A 23,547-nucleotide genomic window follows, 5' to 3' on the forward strand; every position below is an offset into this window, starting at 1 on the left:
CGCAGGCTTATTGCCGTGCGACATATAGATATACGATTTCTTTCCTTCCTTGCGCAGGCAGAAAGCGTATGCTCTGGGTGTTCCCTCAAATTTCATACAGTTAAGGACGGGCTATGAGTAAGATCTATGAAGACAACTCGTTGACAATCGGTCATACGCCGCTGGTTAGACTGAACCGCATCGGTAACGGCCGCATTCTGGCAAAAGTTGAATCCCGTAACCCCAGCTTCAGCGTTAAATGCCGTATCGGTGCCAATATGATTTGGGACGCAGAAAAACGCGGTATTCTCAAGCCCGGCGTTGAACTGGTGGAACCCACCAGCGGTAATACCGGCATCGCGCTCGCCTATGTGGCTGCTGCACGCGGCTACAAGCTGACGTTGACCATGCCGGAAACCATGTCAGTTGAGCGTCGTAAACTGCTGAAAGCGCTGGGTGCGAACCTTGAGCTGACAGAAGGCGCAAAAGGCATGAAAGGTGCCATTGCGAAAGCAGAAGAGATTGTCGCCAGCAATCCTGATAAATATGTGCTGCTACAGCAGTTCAACAACCCGGCAAACCCGGAAATTCATGAAAAAACCACTGGCCCGGAAATCTGGGAAGATACGGATGGTGAGGTTGATGTCTTTATTGCGGGTGTGGGTACTGGCGGTACGCTGACCGGTGTCAGCCGCTATATCAAGAACACCAAAGGCAAAAAAGAACTGATTACCGTTGCGGTAGAGCCGACCGATTCGCCGGTCATCGCCCAGGCGCTGGCTGGTGAAGAGCTGAAACCCGGCCCGCATAAAATTCAGGGTATCGGCGCAGGCTTTATTCCGGGCAACCTGGAGCTGAGCCTGATCGATCGTGTGGTAGGCATTACCAACGAAGAAGCGATTTCAACCGCCCGCCGTCTGATGGAAGAAGAAGGTATCCTGGCCGGTATCTCCTCTGGTGCCGCCGTTGCTGCCGCCCTCAAACTGCAGGAAGATGAAGCCTTCGCCAACAAGACAATTGTGGTGGTGCTGCCCTCCTCTGGCGAACGCTATTTAAGTACCGCACTGTTTGCCGATCTTTTCACGGAAAAAGAGCTGCAGCAGTAAGGAAAGCGTCTGAAAGCGGATTAAAAAGCACCCAAATGGGTGCTTTTTTGTGGCGCAGATCTCACTTTTACTACCATGCAGATTGATTTCAGTGATGCCGCTCTGGTATTTAAGCTTGCAATTATTTCGATGCTTGAAATTAATACGCTTTTGAAGTGGATCAAGCTGAACAGATTTTGAGATTGGCGAAACGGCGAATCCCGGCATAATGAATGAAGAAAACCGTCAGAAACTTTCTGATCGGCGCTTCAAAATGCCATACTCATTCAGGCGCATTTTTTGGTCAGCGAGATGCTATACCAGCGCACCTGTCACAGGCTAAAGTTGCGGCTCCAGGCTAGACTTTAGATCCATAACACCAAACCTGATAAAGTTGGGGAAATAGAATGTTCCAGCAAGAAGTTACCATTACTGCACCTAACGGTCTGCACACCCGCCCTGCTGCGCAGTTTGTCAAAGAAGCCAAAGCGTTTCAGTCTGAAATCACCGTAACCTCTAACGGCAAATCTGCCAGTGCGAAAAGCCTGTTTAAGTTGCAGACGCTGGGTTTGACTCAGGGAACTGTTGTAACTTTGTCAGCAGAAGGTGAAGATGAACAACAGGCTGTTGAACATCTGGTTAAACTGATGGCTGAGCTGGAGTAACCCGCTCAGTTTTTACGCAAACCGACTCATCTGCCCCATTGAGTGCAAACATCTTGATCGCGGACAATCTGTCCGCGTTATTGCATCCGTACAGTACACTTTCCATGACAATGGCAACGCCTTGGGTTAATGAGCCATCGTGATAAAAAGGTAGGGTTATGATTTCAGGCATTTTAGCATCACCAGGTATCGCTTTCGGCAAAGCTTTGCTGCTGAAAGAAGATGACATCGTCATCAACCGCAAAAAGATTTCTGACGATCAGGTTGAGCAGGAAGTTCAGCGTTTCCTGGACGGTCGCAGCAAAGCGGCTTCACAGCTTGAGGCTATCAAAATCAAAGCCGGTGAAAGCCTCGGTGAAGAAAAAGCTGCCATCTTCGAAGGCCACATTATGTTGCTGGAAGATGAAGAGCTGGAGCAGGAAATCATCGACCTGATCAAAAAAGAGAAAGCTTCAGCCGACGCGGCAGCTTACTCGGTCATTGATGGGCAGGCCAAAGCGCTGGAAGAGCTTGACGACGAATATCTGAAAGAGCGCGCCGCCGACGTGCGTGACATCGGCAAACGTTTACTGCAAAACATTCTTGGCTTGCATATCGTCGATCTGAGCGCGATTCAGGAAGAATCGATTCTGGTGGCGAAGGATTTGACCCCATCAGAAACGGCCCAGCTGAACCTGAAAAAAGTGCTGGGCTTTATTACCGATCTGGGCGGCCGTACCTCGCATACCTCGATTATGGCGCGCTCACTGGAGCTGCCTGCCATCGTCGGCACCGGTAATGTCACCAACGCCATTAAGAATGGCGATTTTCTGATTCTGGATGCGGTTAACAATAAAGTTTACATTAACCCCACCCCGGAAGTGGCAGAAGAGCTGAAAGCGGTACAAACGCAGTATCTGTCCGAGAAACATGAACTGGCGAAACTGAAAGATCTACCGGCGATTACGCTGGATGGCCATCAGGTTGAAGTTTGCGCCAATATCGGCACCGTGCGTGATATCGCGGGCGCTGAGCGTAACGGCGCTGAAGGCGTCGGCCTCTACCGTACCGAATTCTTGTTTATGGATCGCAATGCGCTGCCAACGGAAGAAGAGCAGTTCCAGGCTTATAAAGCCGTTGCGGAAGCCATGGGCTCTCAGGCGGTTATCGTGCGTACCATGGACATCGGCGGCGATAAAGATCTGCCTTATATGAATCTGCCGAAAGAAGAGAACCCTTTCCTTGGCTGGCGCGCTATACGTATCGCCATGGACCGTAAAGAGATCCTGCACGCCCAGCTGCGCGCCATTTTGCGTGCCTCGGCGTTCGGCAAGCTGCGCATCATGTTCCCGATGATTATCTCAGTCGAAGAAGTACGTAGCCTGAAGCAGGAGCTGGAGCTGCTGAAAGCGCAGCTGCGTGACGAAGGCAAAGCCTTTGATGAAACCATTGAAGTGGGGATCATGGTAGAAACCCCGGCTTCAGCAGTGATTGCGCGTCATCTGGCGAAAGAAGTCGATTTCTTTAGTATTGGGACAAACGACCTTACGCAGTATACTCTGGCAGTAGATCGTGGTAACGACCTGATTTCGCACCTTTATAACCCGATGACCCCGTCCGTGCTGACCCTGATCAAGCAGGTGATCGATGCTTCTCATGCGGAAGGTAAGTGGACCGGCATGTGTGGTGAGCTGGCGGGTGACGAACGTGCTACACTACTGTTACTGGGAATGGGGCTGGATGAATTCAGCATGAGTGCGATTTCAATCCCGAGCATCAAGAAAATTATACGTAACACCAATTTTGAAGATGCGAAGGCACTGGCTGAGCAGGCTCTGGCTCAACCCACAGCGGAAGATTTAATGAAACTGGTTAATAAATTCATTAAAGAAAAAACACTCTGCTGATCCGCGAGACGCTGGCCCAAAATTACTGCTTAGGAGAAGATCATGGGTTTGTTTTCTAAACTTTTTGGCGACAAAACAGAGAGCGCGTCCGGAACAATTGACATCGTTGCGCCTCTGTCAGGCGAAATCGTGAATATTGAAGACGTACCAGATGTCGTGTTTGCAGAGAAAATTGTGGGTGACGGTATTGCTATCAAACCCAGCGGCAACAAAATGGTTGCCCCGGTGGATGGTACTATCGGCAAGATTTTCGAAACCAATCATGCATTTTCCATCGAGTCTGATAACGGTATCGAACTCTTCGTTCACTTTGGTATCGACACTGTGGAATTGAAAGGTGAAGGCTTCAAACGCATCGCTGAAGAGGGCCAGAAGGTCAAAAAAGGTGATGTCGTGATCGAATTTGATCTGCCGCTGCTGGAAGAGAAAGCAAAATCAACGCTGACGCCGGTAGTGATCTCTAACATGGATGAGATCAAAGAGTTAATCAAACTCTCCGGCCAGGTCACCGTAGGTGAAACACCGGTCATTCGTATCAAGAAGTAAGTCCCGACAGTAAACGAAACGGCACCCCAGGGTGCCGTTTTTGTTTGCGCCGCATCCGGCTGTTGCCACCCGTCTTCCGGGCGCAGGCCAGCTCAGGATGGACAGGCGTTAACCGTAGACGCCAGTAGAAAGGTAACGATCGCCGCGGTCGCAAATAATCGCCACCACAATACTGCCCGGGTTATCACGCGCGATACGTAATGCGCCCGCCACCGCGCCGCCAGAACTGACGCCGCAGAACAGGCCTTCGCGCTGCGCCAGCGCCCGCATCGTCTCTTCCGCCTCGTGCTGTGACATATCCATTACCGTATCCACCAGCTCAGGACGGAAAATGCCCGGTAGCCAGGCTGGCGACCAGCGCCGGATGCCCGGAATATTGCTGCCTTCGCAGGGTTGCAGACCGACAATCTGTACCTGCGCGCTCTGTTCTTTCAGATACTGCGCAACCCCGGTAATGGTGCCCGTGGTGCCCATGCTGGAAACGAAATGCGTCAGCCGTCCCTGCGTCTGCTGCCAGATTTCCGGGCCGGTGGTGCGGTAGTGTGCCAGCGGGTTATCAGAGTTGTTAAACTGGTCGAGCACTTTGCCTTCGCCGCGATCCGCCATCTGCTGTGCCAGCTCACGCGCGCCTTCCATCCCCTGCTCGCGGGTGACCAGCACCAGCTCTGCGCCGTAAGCGCGCATCGCGGCCTGCCGCTCCTGACTCATGTTTTCTGGCATCAGCAGCCGGAGATGATAGCCCTTCATCGCCGCAATCATCGCCAGCGCAATGCCGGTGTTGCCGCTGGTCGCTTCAATCAGCACATCGCCGGGCTGGATCTCACCGCGCAGCTCCGCCTGATGAATCATCGACCAGGCGGCACGATCTTTCACCGAGCCGGCGGGATTGTTGCCTTCCAGTTTCAGCCAGACTTCGCTGCCATTGGCAGGCGTCAGGCGCTGCAATTTAATCAGCGGTGTATTGCCGATTGTCTGTTCCAGAGTCGTCACAATGTTTATTCCTGGTAAGAAAAGGCGCAAAAAAGTCGGGCGGGAAAGTCCCGCCCGAAGAAATGCTTGTCATCCTGTCAAAATATCAGGCGCTTTCGGCAAAGGCAACCGGGCGCAGCATGGCATTGCCATGATAGAGGCGTGCCTGCTGCAGGCCAATGAACAGCCGTTCGCCACGGATCGGGGCAGTCTGGTCGCCGTCAAAAACCACGGTCACCGGCTCACTCTGCCAGCCTGCCGGTTGCACTACCAGCTGCCAGAAGTGGCCGCGCGGGCTGACTTCCAGTACCTGTACCGGCAACGGGGTCTCGAGACTGCTCTGACGGCTGACGTCAATCTCCCACGGGCGCAGGAACAGATCGACGTCGCCCTGATGGGCGGAAGCATACCCCAGCGGCCAGTGATGGGCGCCGACATGGAAATGGGAGCCGTGTACTTCGCCGGTGAAACGGTTAACCTCGCCGAGAAACTCCAGCACAAAACGGGTCGCCGGTTCGCGCCAGACATCATCCGGTGCGCCCACCTGCTCGATATTACCCTGACTCATCACCACCACGCGATCGGCGACTTCCATCGCCTCTTCCTGATCGTGGGTAACGAACACGCTGGTGAATTTCAGTTCTTCATGCAGCTGACGCAGCCAGCGACGCAGCTCTTTACGCACCTGCGCATCCAGTGCGCCAAAAGGTTCATCCAGCAACAGGATTTGCGGTTCGACCGCCAGCGCGCGCGCCAGTGCCACACGCTGTTTCTGACCACCCGACAGCTGGGCAGGAAAACGGTTAGCGAGATGCGCCAGTTGCACCATCTCCAGCAGACGGGTCACGCGCTTTTTAATCTCCGCCGCCGAGGGGCGTTCGCGCCGCGGCAGCACGGTCAGACCAAAAGCGATATTGTCGAACACCGTCATATGGCGGAACAGCGCATAGTGCTGGAACACAAAGCCTACCTGACGGTCGCGCGCATGCAGACGGCTGACATCTTTGCCGTTGAAACGAATCTGACCGCTATTCTGATGTTCCAGCCCGGCGATAATCCGCAGCAGCGTGGTTTTCCCTGAACCGGACGGCCCAAGCAGCGCCACCATCTGACCAGAAGAAATATTCAGTGAGATGTCGTTCAACACCTGAGTCTTGCCGAAGGCTTTGTTGATCTGGTTAATCTCAATGCTCATGGTTTTCCTCCTGTTGCAGACGCTTGCGCTGGTTTTCCAGACGCCACTGCAGCACGCTTTTCAGAAACAGTGTCACAATTGCCATCAGGGTCAGCAGCGCGGCGGCAGTAAAGGCGCCAACGGTGTTGTAATCCTGATGCAGTAATTCAACCTGCAGCGGCAGGGTATAGGTTTCGCCGCGAATCGAGCCCGAAACCACGGAAACCGCGCCAAACTCGCCGATGGTACGGGCATTAGTCAGCACCACGCCATACAGCAGCGCCCAGCGAATATTGGGTAACGTGACGCGGCGGAACATCTGCCAGCCAGACGCGCCCAGCAGCACCGCGGCTTCATCTTCATGGCTGCCCTGACTAAGCATCACTGGCACCAGTTCGCGCACCACAAACGGACAGGTGACAAAGATGGTGGCCAGCGCCATACCGGGCCAGGAAAACATAATCTGGATATTGTGCGCATCCAGCCAGCTGCCGGCCGGCCCGTTGACGCCCCAGAACAGCAGATACATCAGACCCGCTACCACTGGCGAGACGGCAAACGGAATATCAAACAGCGTGAGCAACAGCTGACGGCCCGGAAAATTAAAACGCGTCACCAGCCAGGCGAGCAGCGTACCGAAGACCAGGTTAACCGGCACGGTAATCAGCGCTACCAGCACCGTCAGCCAGATAGCGTGCAGCATATCGGGCTCAAACAGGTTGCTCAGGGCAAGCCCCAGGCCCTGATGCAGGGCTTCCCAGAAGATCGAAATCATCGGGACCACCAGCAGCAGGATGGAGACCAGCGCACCGGTACCAATCAGCAGCCATTTGCCCCAGTTAAACGGCTGACGCTCAATGTTCAGTTGCGATACTTCCGCCATTAGTGACCTCCCAGACGACGGCCAAAGCGGCTCTGTAAGGTGTTAATTGCGAACAGCAACAGCAGCGATGCGACAAGAATGACCGAGGCAATCGCACTGGCTGCCGGATAATCAAATTCCTGCAGACGGACAAAAATCATCAGTGAGGTGACTTCCGTTTTCCAGGCAATGTTGCCGGCGATAAAGATCACCGCGCCAAATTCGCCCAGGCTGCGGGTAAAGGAGAGTGCCGTACCCGCCAGCAGCGCCGGAGCCACCTCCGGCAATACGACGCGGCGGAAGCTCTGCCAGGGCGTTGCGCCCAGCGTCTGCGCGGCCTCTTCATATTCCGGCCCCAGCTCTTCCAGCACCGGCTGTACGGTACGTACCACAAAGGGAATGCTGGTAAAAGCCATCGCTACCGCGATGCCGATCCAGGTGTAGGAAACTTTAATATCAAAATGCGCCAGCCATTGACCGTACCAGCCGCTAGTGGAAAACAGGCCCGCCAGGGTCAGGCCTGCCACCGCGGTGGGCAGTGCGAACGGCAGATCCATCAGGCCATCCAGCAGCGTACGCCCGGGAAAACGGTAACGCGTCAGGATCCACGCCATCAGCATGCCAAACACTGCATTGAACAGCGAGGCCACCCCCGCCGCCAGCAGCGTGACCTTATAGGCTGCCACCAGCTGCGGATGGGAGATCACTTCCCAGTACTGTGCCAGCGTCATGTTCGACAGCTGCATGATCAGTGCACTGATCGGCAACAGCAGAATCAGGCAGGTAAACAGCAGGCTGGTGCCCAGACTTAAACCAAAGCCGGGCAGAACACGCTTATGGCTGCGCGCAAACATTAGCCACGCCCCGCTGCTAACAATTTATCCAGCTCGCCGCCGCTGGCGAAATGGGTTTTCATCGCTGCTTCCCAGCCGCCGAACGCCTCTTCAACACGGAACAGCTCAGTCTGCGGGAAGCGATCCTGCAGTTTCTCCATCAACTGCGGATTATTCACGCGATAGTAAAAATCGGTGATGATGGTCTGCGCTTCCGGCGTGTAGAGGTAGTTCAGATAGGTTTTGGCCGCCTCGGTGGTGCCGTTATGCTCGACGTTTTTGTCGATCCAGGCCACCGGGAACTCCGCCAGAATGTTGGTTTTCGGCACGATCACTTCATAATCATCTTTACCGTACTGGTTACGGATATTGTTCACTTCCGATTCAAAGCTGATCAGCACATCACCCAGATTACGCTCCACGAAAGTGGTGGTAGCGCCACGGCCGCCGGTATCAAACACTTCGACGTTTTTCAGGAATTTGGTCATAAAGGCTTCGGTTTTTGCCTTATCGCCGCCATCCGCTTTATCCGCTGCGCCCCAGGCAGCCAGATAGGTATAACGGGCATTACCGGAGGTTTTCGGGTTCGGGAAAATCAGTTTCACATCATTGCGGGTCAAATCTGCCCAGTCGTGGATGTTTTTCGGGTTACCTTTACGCACCAGAAACGCCATGGTGGAGTAGAAAGGCGAGCTGTTATTGGGCAGACGCGCCTGCCAGTCTGCGGGGATCAGCTTCCCTTTATCGTGCAGCACCTGGACGTCTGTGACCTGGTTATAGGTCACCACATCAGCGCGCAGGCCCTGCAGGATCGCCAGCGCCTGCTTTGAGGAGCCCGCGTGTGATTGTTTGATAGTGAGTTTGTCGCCTGGATGGCTGGCATTCCACTGTTTTTCAAAAGGTGTGTTCAGAGCCACAAACAGCTCGCGTGAAACATCATAAGAGCTGTTAAGTAACTGCGTTGCCTGTGCGGCATTCGCTATTACCAGTGAGAACGCCACACCGCTTACGATTTTTTTTATTGCGGGAAAAGTCATTATGCACCCTGAAATATTGATCCGACTCACACCAGCCGTCCGACCAGTTTATTTATAACTCAGGGAAAAGCTGTAACGGTTTTATATATCGTTTGTTGATTTCAAAGTCGAAAAAGGCATAAGCCCGCGCAAGTGTTTATGCAGAAGATGAAAATGCAAAAATCGTAACGCCCGGGCGTAAACCGCAGGCAGATACAGGGTGCGAAAAGGAAGGGGCGTGAAAGGGAGAGACGCTGCCCCTCCCCTGCCTTAATCCGCAGCGCGTGCGGAATCAGCGCTGCCAGATAATTTTACTCAGCGTCCAGTTTTTCAGCGTATCGTCCGGCGGCATCAGCCCTTCAGGCCCGCGCCATTCGCCACTGTAGAGATACCGGATATGCTGGCTGTCGGGCGCTTTACATTCCACCTCGTTGCTGGCGGCCGCTTTCTGACAGTTATTGAAGGCTTTGCTGTAGGTGTCACTGAAGCGGCTGCCGACATGCACGCCGCTGGCGCTGGCAATCGCGCTGTCCATCACCTCAATACGTTCCACGCTGCTCTGACCCGAGATAACCAGTTTTACCTCATCATCCTGCAGCGCCTGCCAGAAGCTGATCACCTGGCCGTTATCACCGCGCATCCCCTGTCGCAGCTTATAGTCGCCATTCAGACCCTCATCGATCGCCTGCTGCGTCATGGCTGTGCTGCCATTCAGCCCGCCGACGCCCTGCTCCGACACTTCCAGTGAAGAACCGAACCAGTTCCAGGGTGCCATGGCCGACCAGGAGATTTTACTGAAGGGATTCCACCAGCTGCCCTGACTTGCAGAGTCAGAACCGGAACTGGCGCAGCCTGCCAGCAGCGTGGCGGCGATAAAGAGCGCGGGACGAACAGCTTTCATGAAAACTCCTGTTAACAAAGTGCAGACGAGCGAATCAGGTTGGAGTCCCAATGCGGCAAAAAGTTTACAGCTGATGATCGTCAGGCAGAAAACAGTCACACAGCCGCTGGTTATAGTGCAACCAGCCGAGCGCCAGCAGATCGAACAGGCTAAACAGCAGCGGCACAGGTGACGCCTGCAACGCCTCCTGCGTCAACTGCGCACCCTGCCCGATCAGTGCGATCAGCAGCGATGCCATAAGAACATGACGCCAGTGCTGCCAGAGCCGCGGCCAGCGCTGGCGATAGCCGGTGAGCAACAACCCAATCGCGGCAGGCACACCCAACGCCAGCCCGAGCCAGAAACTCTGCCGATCCGGATAAAACAGAGCCAGCAGATCGTTACCCTGCTGACGGGAAGCGCCGGCCATCAGCAGCAGCAGCCAGGTACGCGCCTGCAGCAGCAGGATAAACCAGAAGAGCAGCGGCAGGCGCAGTTGCCCCCGCTGATCATAATCATCAGGAAGGTATTTCAGCGCCATCATGGCTGTCCTGCGCACGCAGGCTTAATATTCACGATCTTCAATCAGACGTTTACCCATCAGCACTGAGTCGCCGATCTCGTAATCAAGCTTTTCATAGAAGCCGAGCACGGCATCATTCTCTTCGCGCACCACCAGATTAATTTTCGGGCAGCCGCGCGCAATCAGCTTTTTCTCCAGCCGGTTCATCAGCGCATTGGCGAAACCGCGTCCGCGATAGTCGGGATGAACGCCGAGATAGTAGACGGAGCCGCGATGGCCATCGTAGCCCCCCATTAACGTACCGACAATTTCCCCACCGACGACGGCCACCAGGAAAAGATCGGGATCGTGATTCAGCTTACGCTCAATATCCATTTCCGGATCGTTCCATGGCCGCAACAGATCGCAACGCTCCCAGAGCGTGATCACTTCTTCAAAATCTTCCTGGCGGAAAGCACGAATTTCCATCGTCATCACCCAGCGGTTAAGCACAATTTGCTGATTATCACGTATTCTTTTCCCGGCGCAACCCTCCTCATTGCCCGCAGCGGAAAAAAGTGACGCGCAGCGCGCAGCAACAGGATCGTCACAGCCGGCGCACGCTCAGGTATACTTGTCGCAAACGTGACGGATGAGAGACTTATGAGCACTCCCGATATTTCCCGCGTCAAAACCTTTTTGCTGACGCTGCAGGATACCCTTTGTGAACAGCTGGCCGCGGCTGATGGCCAGGCGAGTTTTGCTGAAGACAGCTGGCAACGCACCGGCGGCGGCGGCGGACGCAGCCGCGTGCTGCGCAACGGCGCTGTTTTCGAGCAGGCAGGCGTGAATTTTTCCCATGTTCATGGCGACCAGATGCCCGCCTCGGCGACCGCGCACCGGCCTGAGCTGGCCGGACGCAGTTTTGAAGCGATGGGCGTTTCGCTGGTGATCCATCCTGAAAACCCGTATGTGCCTACCAGCCATGCCAACGTGCGCTTTTTTATTGCTGAGAAACCCGGAGCCGATGCGGTATGGTGGTTTGGCGGCGGCTTCGACATGACGCCGTTTTATGGCTTTCATGAAGATGCCGTACACTGGCATCAAACGGCGTTCGATCTCTGCCAGCCCTTTGGTGAAGAGCTTTATCCGCGCTACAAACAGTGGTGCGACGACTATTTCTATCTGCGGCATCGCGATGAACAGCGCGGCATTGGCGGGCTGTTTTTTGACGATCTGAATACCCCCGATTTCGACCACTGCTTCGCCTTTACCCAGGCGGTGGGCCAGGGCTTCCTGGACGCTTATCTGCCGATTGTGGCGCGGCGTAAAGATTACCCCTGGGGCGAACGCGAGCGCCAGTTCCAGCTCTATCGTCGTGGACGCTACGTAGAGTTTAATCTGGTGTGGGATCGCGGCACGCTGTTCGGCCTGCAGACCGGCGGCCGCACCGAATCGATCCTGATGTCAATGCCGCCGCTGGTGCGCTGGGAATATGATTATCATCCCGCGCCTGGCTCACCGGAAGCGGCACTCTATACCGACTTCCTGCCGGTGAAAGCCTGGATTTAAGCCTGACGCAGCCGCTTACAGCGGCTGCGTTTGCGCCTCCACCACCGCCAGCGCCACCATATTCACAATACGCCGCACCGATGCCACCCGCGTCAGCACATGCACCGGTTTCCCGATCCCCATCAGTACCGGTCCCACGGTCACTCCTTCGGAGCTGGAGACGCGCAGCAGGTTGTAGCTGATGCGTGCCGCCTCGACATTCGGCATGATCAACAGGTTGGCGGTGCCTTTCAGCGGACTGTCCGGCATCTGCTCCCGGCGAATACTCTCCTGCAGCGCCGCATCGCCATGCATCTCGCCATCGATTTCCAGATCCGGCGCCCGCTGCTGCACCAGCGCCAGCGTCTCGCGCATTTTACGCGCGCCGGGCGCGTTGGAAGAGCCAAAGCTGGAGTGCGAAAGCAGCGCCACTTTCGGCTCAATGCCGAAGCGACGCACGGTTTCCGCCGCCATTAAGGTGATCTCCGCCAGCTGCTCCGGGCCAGGATCCTCATTGACGTAAGTGTCCGCAATAAAGGTGTTGCCGCTCGGCAACAGCAGCGCGTTCATCGCCCCCGCCACTTTGATCCCTTCGCGGAAGCCGAACACTTTTTCCACCACCTCATAATGCTCACGGTAGTCGCCCACCGTACCGCAGATCAACGCATCCGCCTCGCCACGATGTACCATAATGGCACCGATCAGGGTCGGATTGCCGATCACCGCCCGCTGCGCCTGTTCCGGCGTCACGCCGCGCCGCTTCATCAGCTGGTAATATTCGCTCCAGTAGGCTTTAAAGCGCGGGTCAGATTCGTTGTTCACCACATCAAAATCTTTGCCCGCCTCGATTTTCAGCCCCTGTTTCTGCAGGCGCATCGCAATCACGTTCGGACGCCCAATCAGAATCGGCCGCGCCAGACCGAGTGAGATCAGCTCCTGGGTGGCGTGCAGCACGCGCACCTCCTCCCCTTCCGCCAGTACTACACGCTTCGGCGCCTTACGCGCCTGCGAAAAGATCGGCTTCATAAACAGATTGGTTTTGTAGACGAATTCCGTCAGCCGCTCGCGGTAAGCATCAAAGTCACTGATGGGACGGGTAGCGACGCCCGACTGCATCGCCGCGCGCGCCACCGCAGGCGCGATCTGCACAATCAGCCGCGGATCGAAAGGTTTCGGAATCAGGTATTCCGCCCCAAAAGAGAGCTCCTGATCGTCATAGGCGGAGGCGACCACATCGCTCTGTTCCGCCTGCGCCAGTTCCGCTATCGCCTCAACAGCCGCCAGTTTCATCGCTTCATTAATTGCTGTGGCCCCGACATCCAGCGCACCACGGAAAATAAACGGGAAGCAGAGCACGTTATTCACCTGATTGGGAAAATCGGAGCGTCCGGTACAGATAATGGCGTCGGGACGCACCGCTTTCGCCAGCGGCGGCATAATCTCCGGTTCCGGATTGGCCAGCGCCAGGATCAGCGGCGAGGGTGCCATTTTTTTCACCATCTCCGCCGTCAGCACCCGGGGGCCAGAACAGCCGAGAAAGATATCCGCCCCGTTGATCACCTCGTCCAGGGTGCGCTTGCCGTTATCCTCCACGGCGTAGGCCGCTTTGGTGACTGCCATCGGCTCTTCGCGCCCGCGGTAGATCACTCCCTTCGAGTCGCAAACCACAATGTTGTGCTTCGCCATGCCGAGCGCCACCAGCAGGTTCATACAGGCGATGGCAGAGGCACCTGCCCCCGAGACCACCAGCCGGACATCCGCAATGCGCTTCTTCACGACCTTCAGGCCGTTCAGCACCGCGGCGGTACAGATGATCGCCGTGCCGTGCTGATCATCATGAAACACCGGAATATGCATGCGCGCACGCAGTTGCTCCTCAATATAAAAGCACTCCGGGGCTTTGATATCCTCCAGGTTGATGCCGCCGAACGTCGGCTCCAGCGCCGCGATCACCTCAATCAGCCGATCGGGATCCTGTTCATCAATTTCAATATCAAACACGTCGATACCGGCAAACTTTTTGAACAGCACCCCTTTGCCTTCCATCACCGGCTTACCGGCCAGCGCGCCGATATTGCCTAAGCCCAGCACCGCTGTGCCGTTGGAGATCACCGCCACCAGATTGCCCCGCGCGGTATATTTATGCGCCGCCAGCGGATCTGCGGCGATTTCCAGACAGGGCGCAGCCACGCCTGGTGAATAGGCCAGCGCCAGATCGCGCTGGGTGGCAAGAGGCTTGGTGGGCGAGACCTGGATTTTTCCGGGCACAGGATACTGATGAAAGTCGAGAGCGCTCTGCTTCAGTTGATCGTCCATGGGAATTCCTTTATTGGCGAAAAATTCACCATCCAGTATAAAACCCGTACCGCAGAAAGGATGCTGAGCAGTTCAAAGAACCTTATTCCCGGCGCGCAGAGATTCTGCGCGCGGCAGCAACGCCTTTTTGTGAGGCTGCTATGCTTAGAGATGGCATAAAGTTCATCCCGGCGTCATCTGCACGGCAACATTCGCTCTGTTACACCTTTGCCGCAGCCCGGACCGGGTGTAATGATGCAACCACCGGTTGTCCAGAAAGACCCGCAACAATCAGAGAATACGCATTTTCATATGAAAGCGGGTGTTGCAATGTGTTTGACCTGCATCCACCGCAAAGGGCACAAAACAGGGCGATACGCCTGGGGTGTAAATCTTTTGCCTTATCGATTGCTTATCAAGGAGTCCAGAGATGAACCAGCTAGACGCATTAAAACAGTTCACCACCGTGGTGGCGGACAGCGGCGATATCGAATCCATTCGCCACTACCACCCGGAAGATGCCACAACCAACCCTTCTCTCATCCTGAAAGCGGCTGGACTTGATGCCTACAAGCATCTGATTGATGACGCCATCGAATATGCGAAAAAGCAGGGCGGCAGCAAAGAGACTCAAATCATCAACGCCAGCGACAAAGTGGCGATTAACCTCGGCATGGAGATTCTGAAAAGCGTCCCGGGTCGTGTTTCGACTGAAGTGGATGCGCGTCTCTCCTTTGATCGCGGTATGTGCGTGACCAAAGCGGAAAAGCTGGTGCGTCTGTATGAAGAGAACGGCGTTGACCGTTCGCGTATTCTGATCAAACTCGCCTCCACCTGGGAAGGCATTCGCGCGGCGGAAGAGCTGGAGAAAAATGGCATCCACTGTAACCTGACGCTGCTGTTCTCCTTTGCCCAGGCGCGCGCCTGTGCTGAAGCGGGAGTATTCCTGATTTCGCCCTTTGTGGGACGTATTTATGACTGGTATAACAGCCGTAAACCGCTTGATCCCTACGTGGCGGATGAAGATCCGGGCGTGAAATCGGTACGTCGTATCTACGACTATTACAAAAAGCACCGTTATGAAACCATCATCATGGGCGCCAGCTTCCGTAAAGTGGAACAGATTCTGGCGCTGGCGGGCTGCGATCGCCTGACCCTCTCCCCCAACCTGCTGCAGGAGCTGCAATCCAGCGACGCGCCGGTAGAACGCAAGCTGGAGCCGTCAACCGAGGCGTTCCACCAGCCTTCGCCGCTCAGCGAAGCGGAATTCCGTTGGGAACATAACCAGGATGCCATGGCAGTAGAAAAACTGGCCGAAGGTATCCGTCAGTTCGCCGTTGACCAGCAGAAGCTGGAAGATGTGCTGGCGGCCAAACTGTAATCCCCGTTTTCTTACGTCGGGCGGATTCCCGCCCGCTTATCTCCAATCCAGAGGGAGAAATCTATGTCTTCACGCAGAGAGTTGGCAAATGCGATTCGTGCCCTGAGCATGGACGCGGTACAAAAAGCAAAATCAGGCCATCCCGGCGCGCCTATGGGCATGGCGGATATCGCCGAAGTGCTGTGGCGCGACTTCCTGAAGCATAACCCCACCAATCCAGCCTGGCTCGACCGCGATCGCTTTATTCTTTCTAACGGTCACGGTTCCATGCTGCTTTACAGCCTGCTGCATCTGACCGGCTACGATTTGCCGATTGAGGAGTTGAAAAACTTCCGCCAGCTGCATTCCAAAACACCGGGTCATCCGGAGATCGGTTACACCCCTGGCGTGGAAACCACCACCGGCCCGCTGGGCCAGGGCCTGGCCAATGCGGTGGGACTGGCGATTGCCGAGCGGACGCTGGCAGCGCAGTTTAACCGCCCCGGTCATGATATCGTCGATCATTTTACCTATGTTTTCATGGGCGACGGCTGCCTGATGGAAGGGATCTCTCACGAGGTCTGCTCGCTGGCCGGTACGCTGGGACTGGGTAAACTGATCGGCTTCTATGACCATAACGGTATTTCCATTGACGGTGAAACCGAAGGCTGGTTTACCGATGATACGCATAAACGCTTTGAAGCTTATAACTGGCACGTCGTAGGCGAAATCGACGGCCACGACGCTGAAGCGATTGCCAGCGCGATCCGTGAAGCGCAGAGCGTCACGGATAAACCTTCACTGATTATCTGTCGTACGGTGATTGGCTTTGGTTCGCCGAACAAAGCGGGCAAAGAAGAGGCGCACGGCGCGCCGCTGGGCGATGAAGAGATTGCGTTGACCCGTAAACAACTGGGCTGGAACTACCCGCCGTTTGAAGTGCCGCAGGAGATTTATCAGCAGTGGGATGCGCGCGAAACGGGAGCCGGGCGTGAGAAGGCCTGGAATGAGAAGCTGGCGGCTTATCAGCAGGCGTTCCCGGAACTGGCGCAGGAGTATCAGCGGCGCATGAATGGCGAAATGCCAGGCAACTGGGAAGCGGAAGCGCAGAAGTTCATTGAGCAGTTGCAGGCGAACCCGCAAAAAATCGCCAGTCGTAAGGCGTCGCAAAATGCGCTGGAGTGCTACGGTAAACTGCTGCCGGAGTTCCTCGGCGGCTCCGCCGACCTGGCACCCAGTAACCTGACCATCTGGTCCGGTTCGAAACCGATCAAAGAAGAAGCTGACGGTAACTATATTCACTACGGCGTACGTGAATTTGGTATGACCGCCATCGCCAACGGCATCGCTCATCACGGCGGCTTTGTCCCCTATACCGCAACCTTCCTGATGTTTGTCGAGTATGCGCGCAACGCCGCCCGTATGGCAGCATTGATGAAGGCGCGTCAGATCATGGTGTACACCCATGACTCCATCGGTCTGGGCGAAGATGGCCCGACGCACCAGCCGGTTGAGCAGCTCGCCAGCCTGCGCATTACGCCGAACATGAGCGTCTGGCGTCCCTGCGACCAGGTTGAAACTGCGGTTGCCTGGAAAGCTGCCGTTGAACGTCACCACGGCCCGACCGCGCTGATTCTGTCACGTCAGAATCTGGTACAGCCAGAGCGCAGCAAAGCGCAGCTGGAAAATATTGCCCGTGGCGGCTATGTGCTGAAAGATTGCGACGGCACGCCCGAGGTGATTCTGATCGCCACCGGTTCCGAAGTGGAGATTACGCTCGGTGCGGCGGAAAAACTGAGCCGCAACGGTCACCGCGTACGCGTCGTGTCGCTGCCCTGTACGGATGTGTTTGATAAGCAGGAAGCGGCTTACCGTGAATCGGTGCTGCCTTCCACGGTAAAAGCGCGTGTGGCAGTGGAAGCGGGCATCGCTGATTACTGGTACAAGTATGTTGGACTGGATGGCGCGATCGTCGGCATGACCACCTTTGGTGAATCAGCTCCGGCAGATAAACTCTTCGCTGAGTTTGGCTTTACGGTCGAAAATATCGTCAGCCATGCGGAAGCGTTACTGAAGCCACATTAATACTTTTGGCCCTTTCCGGCGTATCAGGAAGGGCCAGTTTGTTTTCCAGGCCTGTCACAGAAAAAAATTCGCTTTCCCCTCTTCCCGCTTGCCGCAAACTGATTACTATAGGCTTCTTTCGGATTAAATTGCGGACTCTCCCCTGTTGAAAAAGCGTACGCCCTGGTTACTGACCTTAATGATTTCCCTGCTGCCCATAAAGAGCATGGCGCAAATCGTCCCTGATCCGCTGTTGTCATCGCAAATTGTCGATCGCTATGCCGAACATATTTTTTATGGTAGCGGCGCGACCGGGATGGCTATGGTCGCCATCGATGGCGATCAGCGTGTTTTCACCAGCTTTGGCGAGACACGACCGGGCAACAACGTACGTCCGCAGAAAGATTCTCTGGTGCGCATCGCCTCCCTCAGCAAGCTGATGACCAGTGAAGTGATGGTAAAGCTGGCGGAAAAAGGGGTGATTAAGCTGGACGATCCGCTGAGCAAATATGCCCCGCCGGGCATGAAGGTGCCGACTTACGCCGGGCAGCCGATTCGCCTGATTAATCTTGCAACCCATACCAGCGGCCTGCCGCGCGAGCAGCCGGGCGGTAAACCCCATCGTCCGGTCTTTGTCTGGCCAGAGCGCAGCCAGCGCTGGCAATGGCTTTCCCATGCCAGCCTGACCACGCCGCCAGGGGTACGCGCCTCTTACTCTAACCTCGGTTACGACCTGCTGGGCGACGCGCTGTCACGCGCGGCGGGTCTACCCTACCCTGCGCTGCTTCAGCAATTGATTACGCGTCCGCTGGGCATGAAGGACACCACCTTTACCCCTTCGCCGGAACAGTGCCGACGTCTGATGGTGCCGGAAAAAGGCGCCAGCCCGTGCAATAACACGCTGGCAGCCATTGGCAGCGGCGGCGTCTACTCTACGCCAGAGGATATGGGCCGCTGGATGCAGCAGTTTCTCAATTCCGCCGTTAACCAGCGCAGTGCGCAGGTGGATCGTCTGCAAACGCTGATCTATCGTCGCGAACAGCTGACAAAAGTGGAAGGTATGGATGTGCCCGGCAAAGCCGATGCGATCGGGATGGGCTGGGTCTGGCTGGCACCAAAAAATGGTCGTCCCGGTATTATCCAGAAAACGGGCGGCGGTGGCGGCTTTATTACCTATATGGCGATGGTGCCGCAGCACAATGTCGGCGTCTTTGTGGTGGTCACCCGTACAGACCTGACGCGCTTTAAGGCCATGAGCGATGGCGTCAATGATTTGCTGGCGGAACTGGTAGCCAACCAGAACGGTTCCGCCATGATGGTACAGGCAAGCCGTTAACGTCCGGGCGCTTGCGGCAACTGGCTCACCCACAGGGTGGGCCACTCTTCGCTGCTGTGCCAGCCATCGCAGGTGGACTCCTCCGCATACTCCGCCAGCTCAAATTCTTTTCCGTTAAACTGCCAGCGCGACGCCGAGCCGCAATCCCCCAGCCCACGACCTTTGTTAAAGGTATAGAGCTGCCCGCTGGCGGCATCATAATCGGCATTAATTAATTCCAGCTGGCGATCGCTGCGTAAGGGCGGCGTGAACGGCAGCGTCAGTGACATACCGCGCGCCACGTAAGGCTGGCTGCGCGTGACCTCATAAGCCAGATCAATGACGTTATAGGCCCCCATTTCGCAGCTGATCAGCAGTAACGCTTTGTGGTCGGTCAGGGGAGCCACGCTCACTTCACGCCGCATCGGATCCAGTGAACAATTTTCTGCATTCACGCGCCAGGTGCCGAAATCGAGCAGACCACTGGTTTCCTCACGGGTTAACGGGAGCGGCGGCGCAGCAGGCAGCGCCGGTCGCGGCAATGGCGGCGGTGGCGGCACGTCCCACTCCGCCCGTTCGCCCCGTTTGATCCAGGCGCTCATGCCGTTCACCCTGCCCTGGACATCATCAACCAGCAGCAGGGCCGCTTTTAAGCCGTGCAGCGAAATCATCGCCTGCGGATTAAACGTCAGCTGAAGATTGTCAGCATCCATCACCAGCGCAAGGAATTCGGCAATGGCGATCGGATTGCTGGTGGCGAGATGATGCGGTTCAACCTGCCAGTGCTTGAGATCGGGCTTCAGCCGCTGCTGGTCAATCAAAAGATTATCCTTCAGCGCGCCACCCGACAGCTTACCGCGCCAGGCGCTGCCGTAATCGATACGTAGTAAAGGGCGATCATTAACACCCGCATGCCGTGAAAGGGTCATCACCAGCCCGTTGTCTCCGGGAATATTGCGCGCCACGCAATAAGCTGCGTTATTACAGGTCACCTGCCAGTCAGAAAATGACTTTTGTAGTGGCTCTGCAGATGCGCAGGCAATAGAGAGAAAAGGCATTAACAGCAGCGATTTCATCCAGTACGACATTAAAAAAATCGGTCCCCAAATTTATAGAGCGGCGATAATAGCGTAACCGCAGGTCGCTGATTTAACTGTAAATGTTACACCTGGCGAAAAGTACGTTTTACGTCAGAGGCCACGACAATAACGCGACTTAGCGTGAAGGATGAAGCATAGAGCATAATCATCATGCCCGCCTGTGCAGCGCTCAATCAGATTTATCGGACAAATAACCCACGTCACTATTCTGTCAAATCCACAGAAACGGGCATAAACGGTCATGCTACAGTAAATGTCCCCCTGCATATACAAGCGATGTGCACAGAGATAATTGTGCTGCACCGCTTTATTTTGTGATTTATTTCACAAATAAATGCAATTAAATTTATTCATTGCAAGGAAAGCCTAAACCCATCTTTTTATTGCCGCCACGGAAATACCTGCCTGCGGAGTATCCTTTTATTATTCGCCATCCGGTTTTTTATTTCACAGCAGTGCGATTCTGAGCAGAAGTGAAATAAGGGCTATTCCGGGCAACAGCCGCGGGGTCAGTGAATATGAATGATTGTTTCGCAGCGCATGAATGAAACGCCGAACAGAAATGGCGATTGCCAGAAAGCCGCCCGACGTTATTACCCTGTGACGCACGCAGCAGAGCACGCGGAGTGCGCTTGCCAGCCGATGGTGCCTGCATCAGGCCTGCAGCCAGCCCGCCAGCTGCGCATGTTGCAGCAGCATAATGGTTTTACCGTCGCGGATGCGGCCATCTTTTACCATTGCCAGCGCCTCGGGAAAGGGGATCTCCAGCACGTCGATATCTTCATCCTCAACGCCACCGCCCGCGTTGTCGCGCAATGATTCGTTATATTCAGCGGCAAAAAAGTGAATCAGTTCGGTCACGCCGCCGGGCGACATATAGGCTTCATACAATTTTTCCACCGTGCCTACCGCGTAACCGGTCTCTTCTATCGCCTCTTTGCGGATACAGTCTTCCGGCGAATCATCATCCAGCAGCCCTGCACAGGCCTCAATCAGCATTCCGCTGTCGTTGCCGTTTACCCAGGTCGCCATGCGGAACTGACGCGTCAGCACCACGCTGTTCTTCTCCCGGTTATAGAGCAGGATAGTTGCGCCATTCCCGCGATCGTAGACTTCGCGCTTGTGACGCAGCACTTCACCGCGTTGCGTTGTGATTTCGTAGGTGTAGTTGCGCAGAACGAACCAGTTATCCGACAGCAACTTGTTTTTGATAACTTTGATATTCATAGACATAGCGGCTCCACAGCAAATTTTACGGAACCCGTGATAATAGGTCGAAGCGGGTAAGAAAACTATCTGAATTGCTGTGATGGGGTACTGCTGGCGCGCAGTAAAAAAGCCAGCATTGCTGGCTTTTTTATTTCTCAGGAAACTTACTGCGGCTTCTCTTCCGCCAGTTTGCCGGGCTGCGCTTCTGCCTGCTGCAGATGATCGTGCTCGGTTTGCGCGACGGCATGAACGCGTTTCCGCACGCCAAACCAGCCCAGCACCAGCAGCACCGCGAGCAGCGGAATAGAGGCGATGGTGTAAGTGCCGTTAGGGTAATCAAACGCCATCAGCACCAGCACACTCAGCAGGAACAGCAGCGTCAGCCAGGAGGTAAAAGGCGCGCCGGGCAGCTTAAAGCTGACATCGTCCGCCTTGCCCTCTTTTATCGCCTTACGCAGGCGCATCTGGCAGACCACGATAAAGCCCCAGGAGGAGATAATGCCCAGCGAAGCGATATTCAGCACAATCTCAAACACCTGCGACGGCACATAATAGTTCAGCATTACGCCAATCACGTAGACGCCAATGGTCGCCAGAATGCCCGCCCAGGGCACCTTATGGGAGCTCATTTTCGACATGAACTTCGGTGCCGATCCCCCCATCGACATTGAACGCAGAATACGTCCCGTTGAGTAGAGACCGGAGTTCAGACTGGAGAGCGCCGCGCTGAGCACCACAATATTCATGATGCTGCCAATATAAGGGACGCCCAGTTTTGAAAAGAAGGTGACAAAGGGACTCTGTCCCGCCTGATAGGCATTCCATGGCAGCAGCATCACCAGCAGAACCACCGATCCGACATAGAACAGCGCGATACGCCAGATAACGCTGTTGATCGCCTTGGGCAGCATGGTTTCCGGATCTTTGCACTCCCCCGCCGCCGTGCCGACCAGTTCAATCGAAGCAAACGCAAACACGACACCCTGGATCAGCACCAGCGCCGGTAACAGGCCATGCGGGAACAATCCCCCGTTATCGGTAATCAGGTGAAAACCGGTGGCATTACCGTCCAGCGGCTTGCCGGTGCCGAGAAACACCACGCCGACCACCAGGAACACCACAATCGCCAGCACTTTAACCAGCGCAAACCAGAACTCCATCTCCGCGAACCACTTTACGCCGATCATGTTCATGGTGCCGACAATCGCCAGCGCCGCCAGCGCGAAAACCCACTGAGGTACATCGCCAAAAGCGCCCCAGTAGTGCATATAAAGCGCCACTGCGGTGATATCGACGATGCCGGTCATCGCCCAGTTGACGAAATACATCCAGCCCGCCACATAGGAGGCCTTCTCGCCGAGAAACTCACGGGCATAAGAAACAAAGTTGCCGCTGGAAGGACGATGCAGCACCAGCTCGCCCAGCGCGCGCAGGATAAAGAATGAAAAGATGCCACAGACCAGATAGACCAGCGCCAGCGCCGGTCCGGCGGCCTGCAGGCGGCCACCGGCGCCCAGAAACAGCCCCGTACCGATGGCGCCGCCAATCGCAATCATCTGCACCTGACGATTACCCATCGCTTTGTGGTAACCACTATCGTGTGAGTTCAGCCAGCGCCTTTTTGCAGCACGCATTTCAGCTGAAGATTTATTAGTAGATTTCATAGGTTTCCTGTTTGTCCTGACCATCAGACACGGCGATCGGGCGGTTGCGCACCCCCGTGTGAAATGGCGTGAAAAGTTTCAAACTGAGCGTTATTAAACATGCAGATGAAGAAATTTCTGGCGAAGAATCCTACCTGTTCTGCCGGAATGAAGCAAAACTTACTGCCGGGCGACAGCATCAGTTCAGTAACAAATTCTTTTTAAACAGAAAAAACCGGCCAATGCTATTGGCCGGTCATACCAGAAGGGCTGGAAAGTTACAGCAGGAAATTAACGATAAATCTCTGCGGTGCCGCTCCACTGGCTGGAGTCGCCAGGGTTTTCCACACCGATAATGCGATAGTGGCTGGCACCTTTCTCTTCAGCTTTCTGAGAAAGTTCACGCGTAGCATCATCCAGCGAACCGCGAACGTTGGAAACAGAAACATTACCTATGCTGCGCATACCCTGTGCCTGCTCACGATCAACCGGCATCGCAGCCAGGGTAGCAAAGGAGGCGGTAGCCAACAGGGCACCGGCCAAAACAGCGCTGAGCTTTTTCATCGGATGCTCCTTAAGGTGATCAGTAAGAATCATAATTATTTGCCTGATA

General features: G+C 55.4%; 21 protein-coding genes. 8 read left to right on the plus strand and 13 right to left on the minus strand.

What is annotated here, in order from left to right:
- Positions 1–113 precede the first annotated feature (113 nt).
- From cysK to crr, 4 genes are all read left to right on the plus strand, one after another.
- Positions 114–1,085 carry a cysteine synthase A gene (cysK, locus tag E0E17_RS01475; protein ID WP_130830960.1) on the plus strand — a complete coding sequence of 324 codons (972 nt, stop codon included), beginning with the start codon at positions 114–116 and terminating at the stop codon, positions 1,083–1,085.
- A 386-nt stretch (positions 1,086–1,471) separates the two neighbouring features.
- Positions 1,472–1,729 (plus strand): phosphocarrier protein Hpr, encoded by a 258-nt coding sequence (gene ptsH, locus E0E17_RS01480; RefSeq protein WP_007889063.1) that lies wholly within the window; start codon positions 1,472–1,474, stop codon positions 1,727–1,729.
- Between the two features lie 158 nt (positions 1,730–1,887).
- On the plus strand, positions 1,888–3,615 hold the full coding sequence (ptsI, locus tag E0E17_RS01485) for a phosphoenolpyruvate-protein phosphotransferase PtsI (protein WP_130830961.1): 1,728 nt from the start codon (positions 1,888–1,890) through the stop codon (positions 3,613–3,615).
- A gap of 42 nt (positions 3,616–3,657) precedes the next feature.
- A complete protein-coding gene (gene crr, locus E0E17_RS01490; RefSeq protein ID WP_130830962.1) occupies positions 3,658–4,161 on the plus strand; it encodes a PTS glucose transporter subunit IIA in 504 nt (167 codons plus the stop codon).
- A 108-nt stretch (positions 4,162–4,269) separates the two neighbouring features.
- On the opposite strand, the gene cysM is transcribed toward crr, so the two are convergent.
- The 8 genes from cysM to E0E17_RS01530 all read right to left on the minus strand — a co-directional run bounded on the left by cysM (position 4,270) and on the right by E0E17_RS01530 (position 10,886).
- Positions 4,270–5,151 carry a cysteine synthase CysM gene (cysM, locus tag E0E17_RS01495; protein ID WP_130830963.1) on the minus strand — a complete coding sequence of 294 codons (882 nt, stop codon included), beginning with the start codon at positions 5,149–5,151 and terminating at the stop codon, positions 4,270–4,272.
- A gap of 85 nt (positions 5,152–5,236) precedes the next feature.
- Entirely contained in the window at positions 5,237–6,325 is a 1,089-nt protein-coding gene (gene cysA, locus E0E17_RS01500; protein ID WP_130830964.1) for a sulfate/thiosulfate ABC transporter ATP-binding protein CysA, read from the minus strand.
- Positions 6,315–7,187 carry a sulfate/thiosulfate ABC transporter permease CysW gene (gene cysW / locus E0E17_RS01505; protein ID WP_130830965.1) on the minus strand — a complete coding sequence of 291 codons (873 nt, stop codon included), beginning with the start codon at positions 7,185–7,187 and terminating at the stop codon, positions 6,315–6,317. Before cysW ends, cysA begins: the two co-directional genes overlap by 11 nt.
- A complete protein-coding gene (gene cysT, locus E0E17_RS01510) occupies positions 7,187–8,020 on the minus strand; it encodes a sulfate/thiosulfate ABC transporter permease CysT (RefSeq protein WP_130830966.1) in 834 nt (277 codons plus the stop codon). The genes cysW and cysT overlap by 1 nt, the downstream gene beginning before the upstream one ends.
- The gene (locus E0E17_RS01515; protein ID WP_130830967.1) at positions 8,020–9,036 is read right to left on the minus strand and encodes a sulfate ABC transporter substrate-binding protein; all 1,017 of its coding nucleotides are present in this window, start codon (positions 9,034–9,036) and stop codon (positions 8,020–8,022) included. The genes cysT and E0E17_RS01515 overlap by 1 nt, the downstream gene beginning before the upstream one ends.
- 271 nt (positions 9,037–9,307) lie before the next feature.
- On the minus strand, positions 9,308–9,916 hold the full coding sequence (locus E0E17_RS01520) for an RpoE-regulated lipoprotein (RefSeq protein WP_130830968.1): 609 nt from the start codon (positions 9,914–9,916) through the stop codon (positions 9,308–9,310).
- A 64-nt stretch (positions 9,917–9,980) separates the two neighbouring features.
- Entirely contained in the window at positions 9,981–10,439 is a 459-nt protein-coding gene (locus E0E17_RS01525) for a DUF2919 domain-containing protein (RefSeq protein WP_130830969.1), read from the minus strand.
- Between the two features lie 21 nt (positions 10,440–10,460).
- Positions 10,461–10,886: a GNAT family acetyltransferase gene (locus E0E17_RS01530; RefSeq protein ID WP_130830970.1), complete on the minus strand. Its 426-nt coding sequence runs from the start codon at positions 10,884–10,886 to the stop codon at positions 10,461–10,463.
- A gap of 174 nt (positions 10,887–11,060) precedes the next feature.
- Here E0E17_RS01530 and hemF point away from each other — a divergent pair, with 174 nt between their 5' ends.
- Positions 11,061–11,969, plus strand: a complete 909-nt coding sequence (gene hemF, locus E0E17_RS01535) for an oxygen-dependent coproporphyrinogen oxidase (protein WP_130830971.1) — start codon at positions 11,061–11,063, stop codon at positions 11,967–11,969.
- A gap of 15 nt (positions 11,970–11,984) precedes the next feature.
- Here hemF and maeB read toward each other — a convergent pair whose 3' ends face one another.
- Positions 11,985–14,264, minus strand: a complete 2,280-nt coding sequence (gene maeB / locus E0E17_RS01540) for an NADP-dependent oxaloacetate-decarboxylating malate dehydrogenase (protein WP_130830972.1) — start codon at positions 14,262–14,264, stop codon at positions 11,985–11,987.
- 409 nt (positions 14,265–14,673) lie between these two features.
- On the opposite strand from maeB, the gene tal reads away from it, so the two are divergent.
- From tal to ampH, 3 genes are all read left to right on the plus strand, one after another.
- Positions 14,674–15,624 carry a transaldolase gene (tal, locus tag E0E17_RS01545; RefSeq protein ID WP_130830973.1) on the plus strand — a complete coding sequence of 317 codons (951 nt, stop codon included), beginning with the start codon at positions 14,674–14,676 and terminating at the stop codon, positions 15,622–15,624.
- Between the two features lie 63 nt (positions 15,625–15,687).
- Positions 15,688–17,688 carry a transketolase gene (tkt, locus tag E0E17_RS01550; RefSeq protein WP_130830974.1) on the plus strand — a complete coding sequence of 667 codons (2,001 nt, stop codon included), beginning with the start codon at positions 15,688–15,690 and terminating at the stop codon, positions 17,686–17,688.
- A gap of 145 nt (positions 17,689–17,833) precedes the next feature.
- Complete coding sequence (gene ampH, locus E0E17_RS01555) at positions 17,834–19,003, plus strand: D-alanyl-D-alanine-carboxypeptidase/endopeptidase AmpH (protein WP_130830975.1); 1,170 nt, start codon at positions 17,834–17,836, stop codon at positions 19,001–19,003.
- Here ampH and E0E17_RS01560 read toward each other — a convergent pair.
- The 4 genes from E0E17_RS01560 to E0E17_RS01575 form a co-directional block, all read right to left on the minus strand.
- Entirely contained in the window at positions 19,000–20,070 is a 1,071-nt protein-coding gene (locus tag E0E17_RS01560; protein ID WP_130830976.1) for a DUF1176 domain-containing protein, read from the minus strand. The two genes, ampH and E0E17_RS01560, sit on opposite strands and share 4 nt — an antisense overlap.
- A 666-nt stretch (positions 20,071–20,736) precedes the next feature.
- Positions 20,737–21,315, minus strand: a complete 579-nt coding sequence (nudK, locus tag E0E17_RS01565; RefSeq protein WP_130830977.1) for a GDP-mannose pyrophosphatase NudK — start codon at positions 21,313–21,315, stop codon at positions 20,737–20,739.
- A 140-nt stretch (positions 21,316–21,455) separates the two neighbouring features.
- Positions 21,456–22,955, minus strand: a complete 1,500-nt coding sequence (gene ansP / locus E0E17_RS01570; RefSeq protein ID WP_130830978.1) for an L-asparagine permease — start codon at positions 22,953–22,955, stop codon at positions 21,456–21,458.
- Between the two features lie 270 nt (positions 22,956–23,225).
- Positions 23,226–23,498, minus strand: a complete 273-nt coding sequence (locus tag E0E17_RS01575; RefSeq protein WP_130830979.1) for a YdgH/BhsA/McbA-like domain containing protein — start codon at positions 23,496–23,498, stop codon at positions 23,226–23,228.
- Positions 23,499–23,547: the final 49 nt, after the last annotated feature.

Source organism: [Erwinia] mediterraneensis, assembly GCF_900604315.1.
Taxonomy (GTDB): Bacteria; Pseudomonadota; Gammaproteobacteria; order Enterobacterales; family Enterobacteriaceae; genus Pantoea; species Pantoea mediterraneensis_A.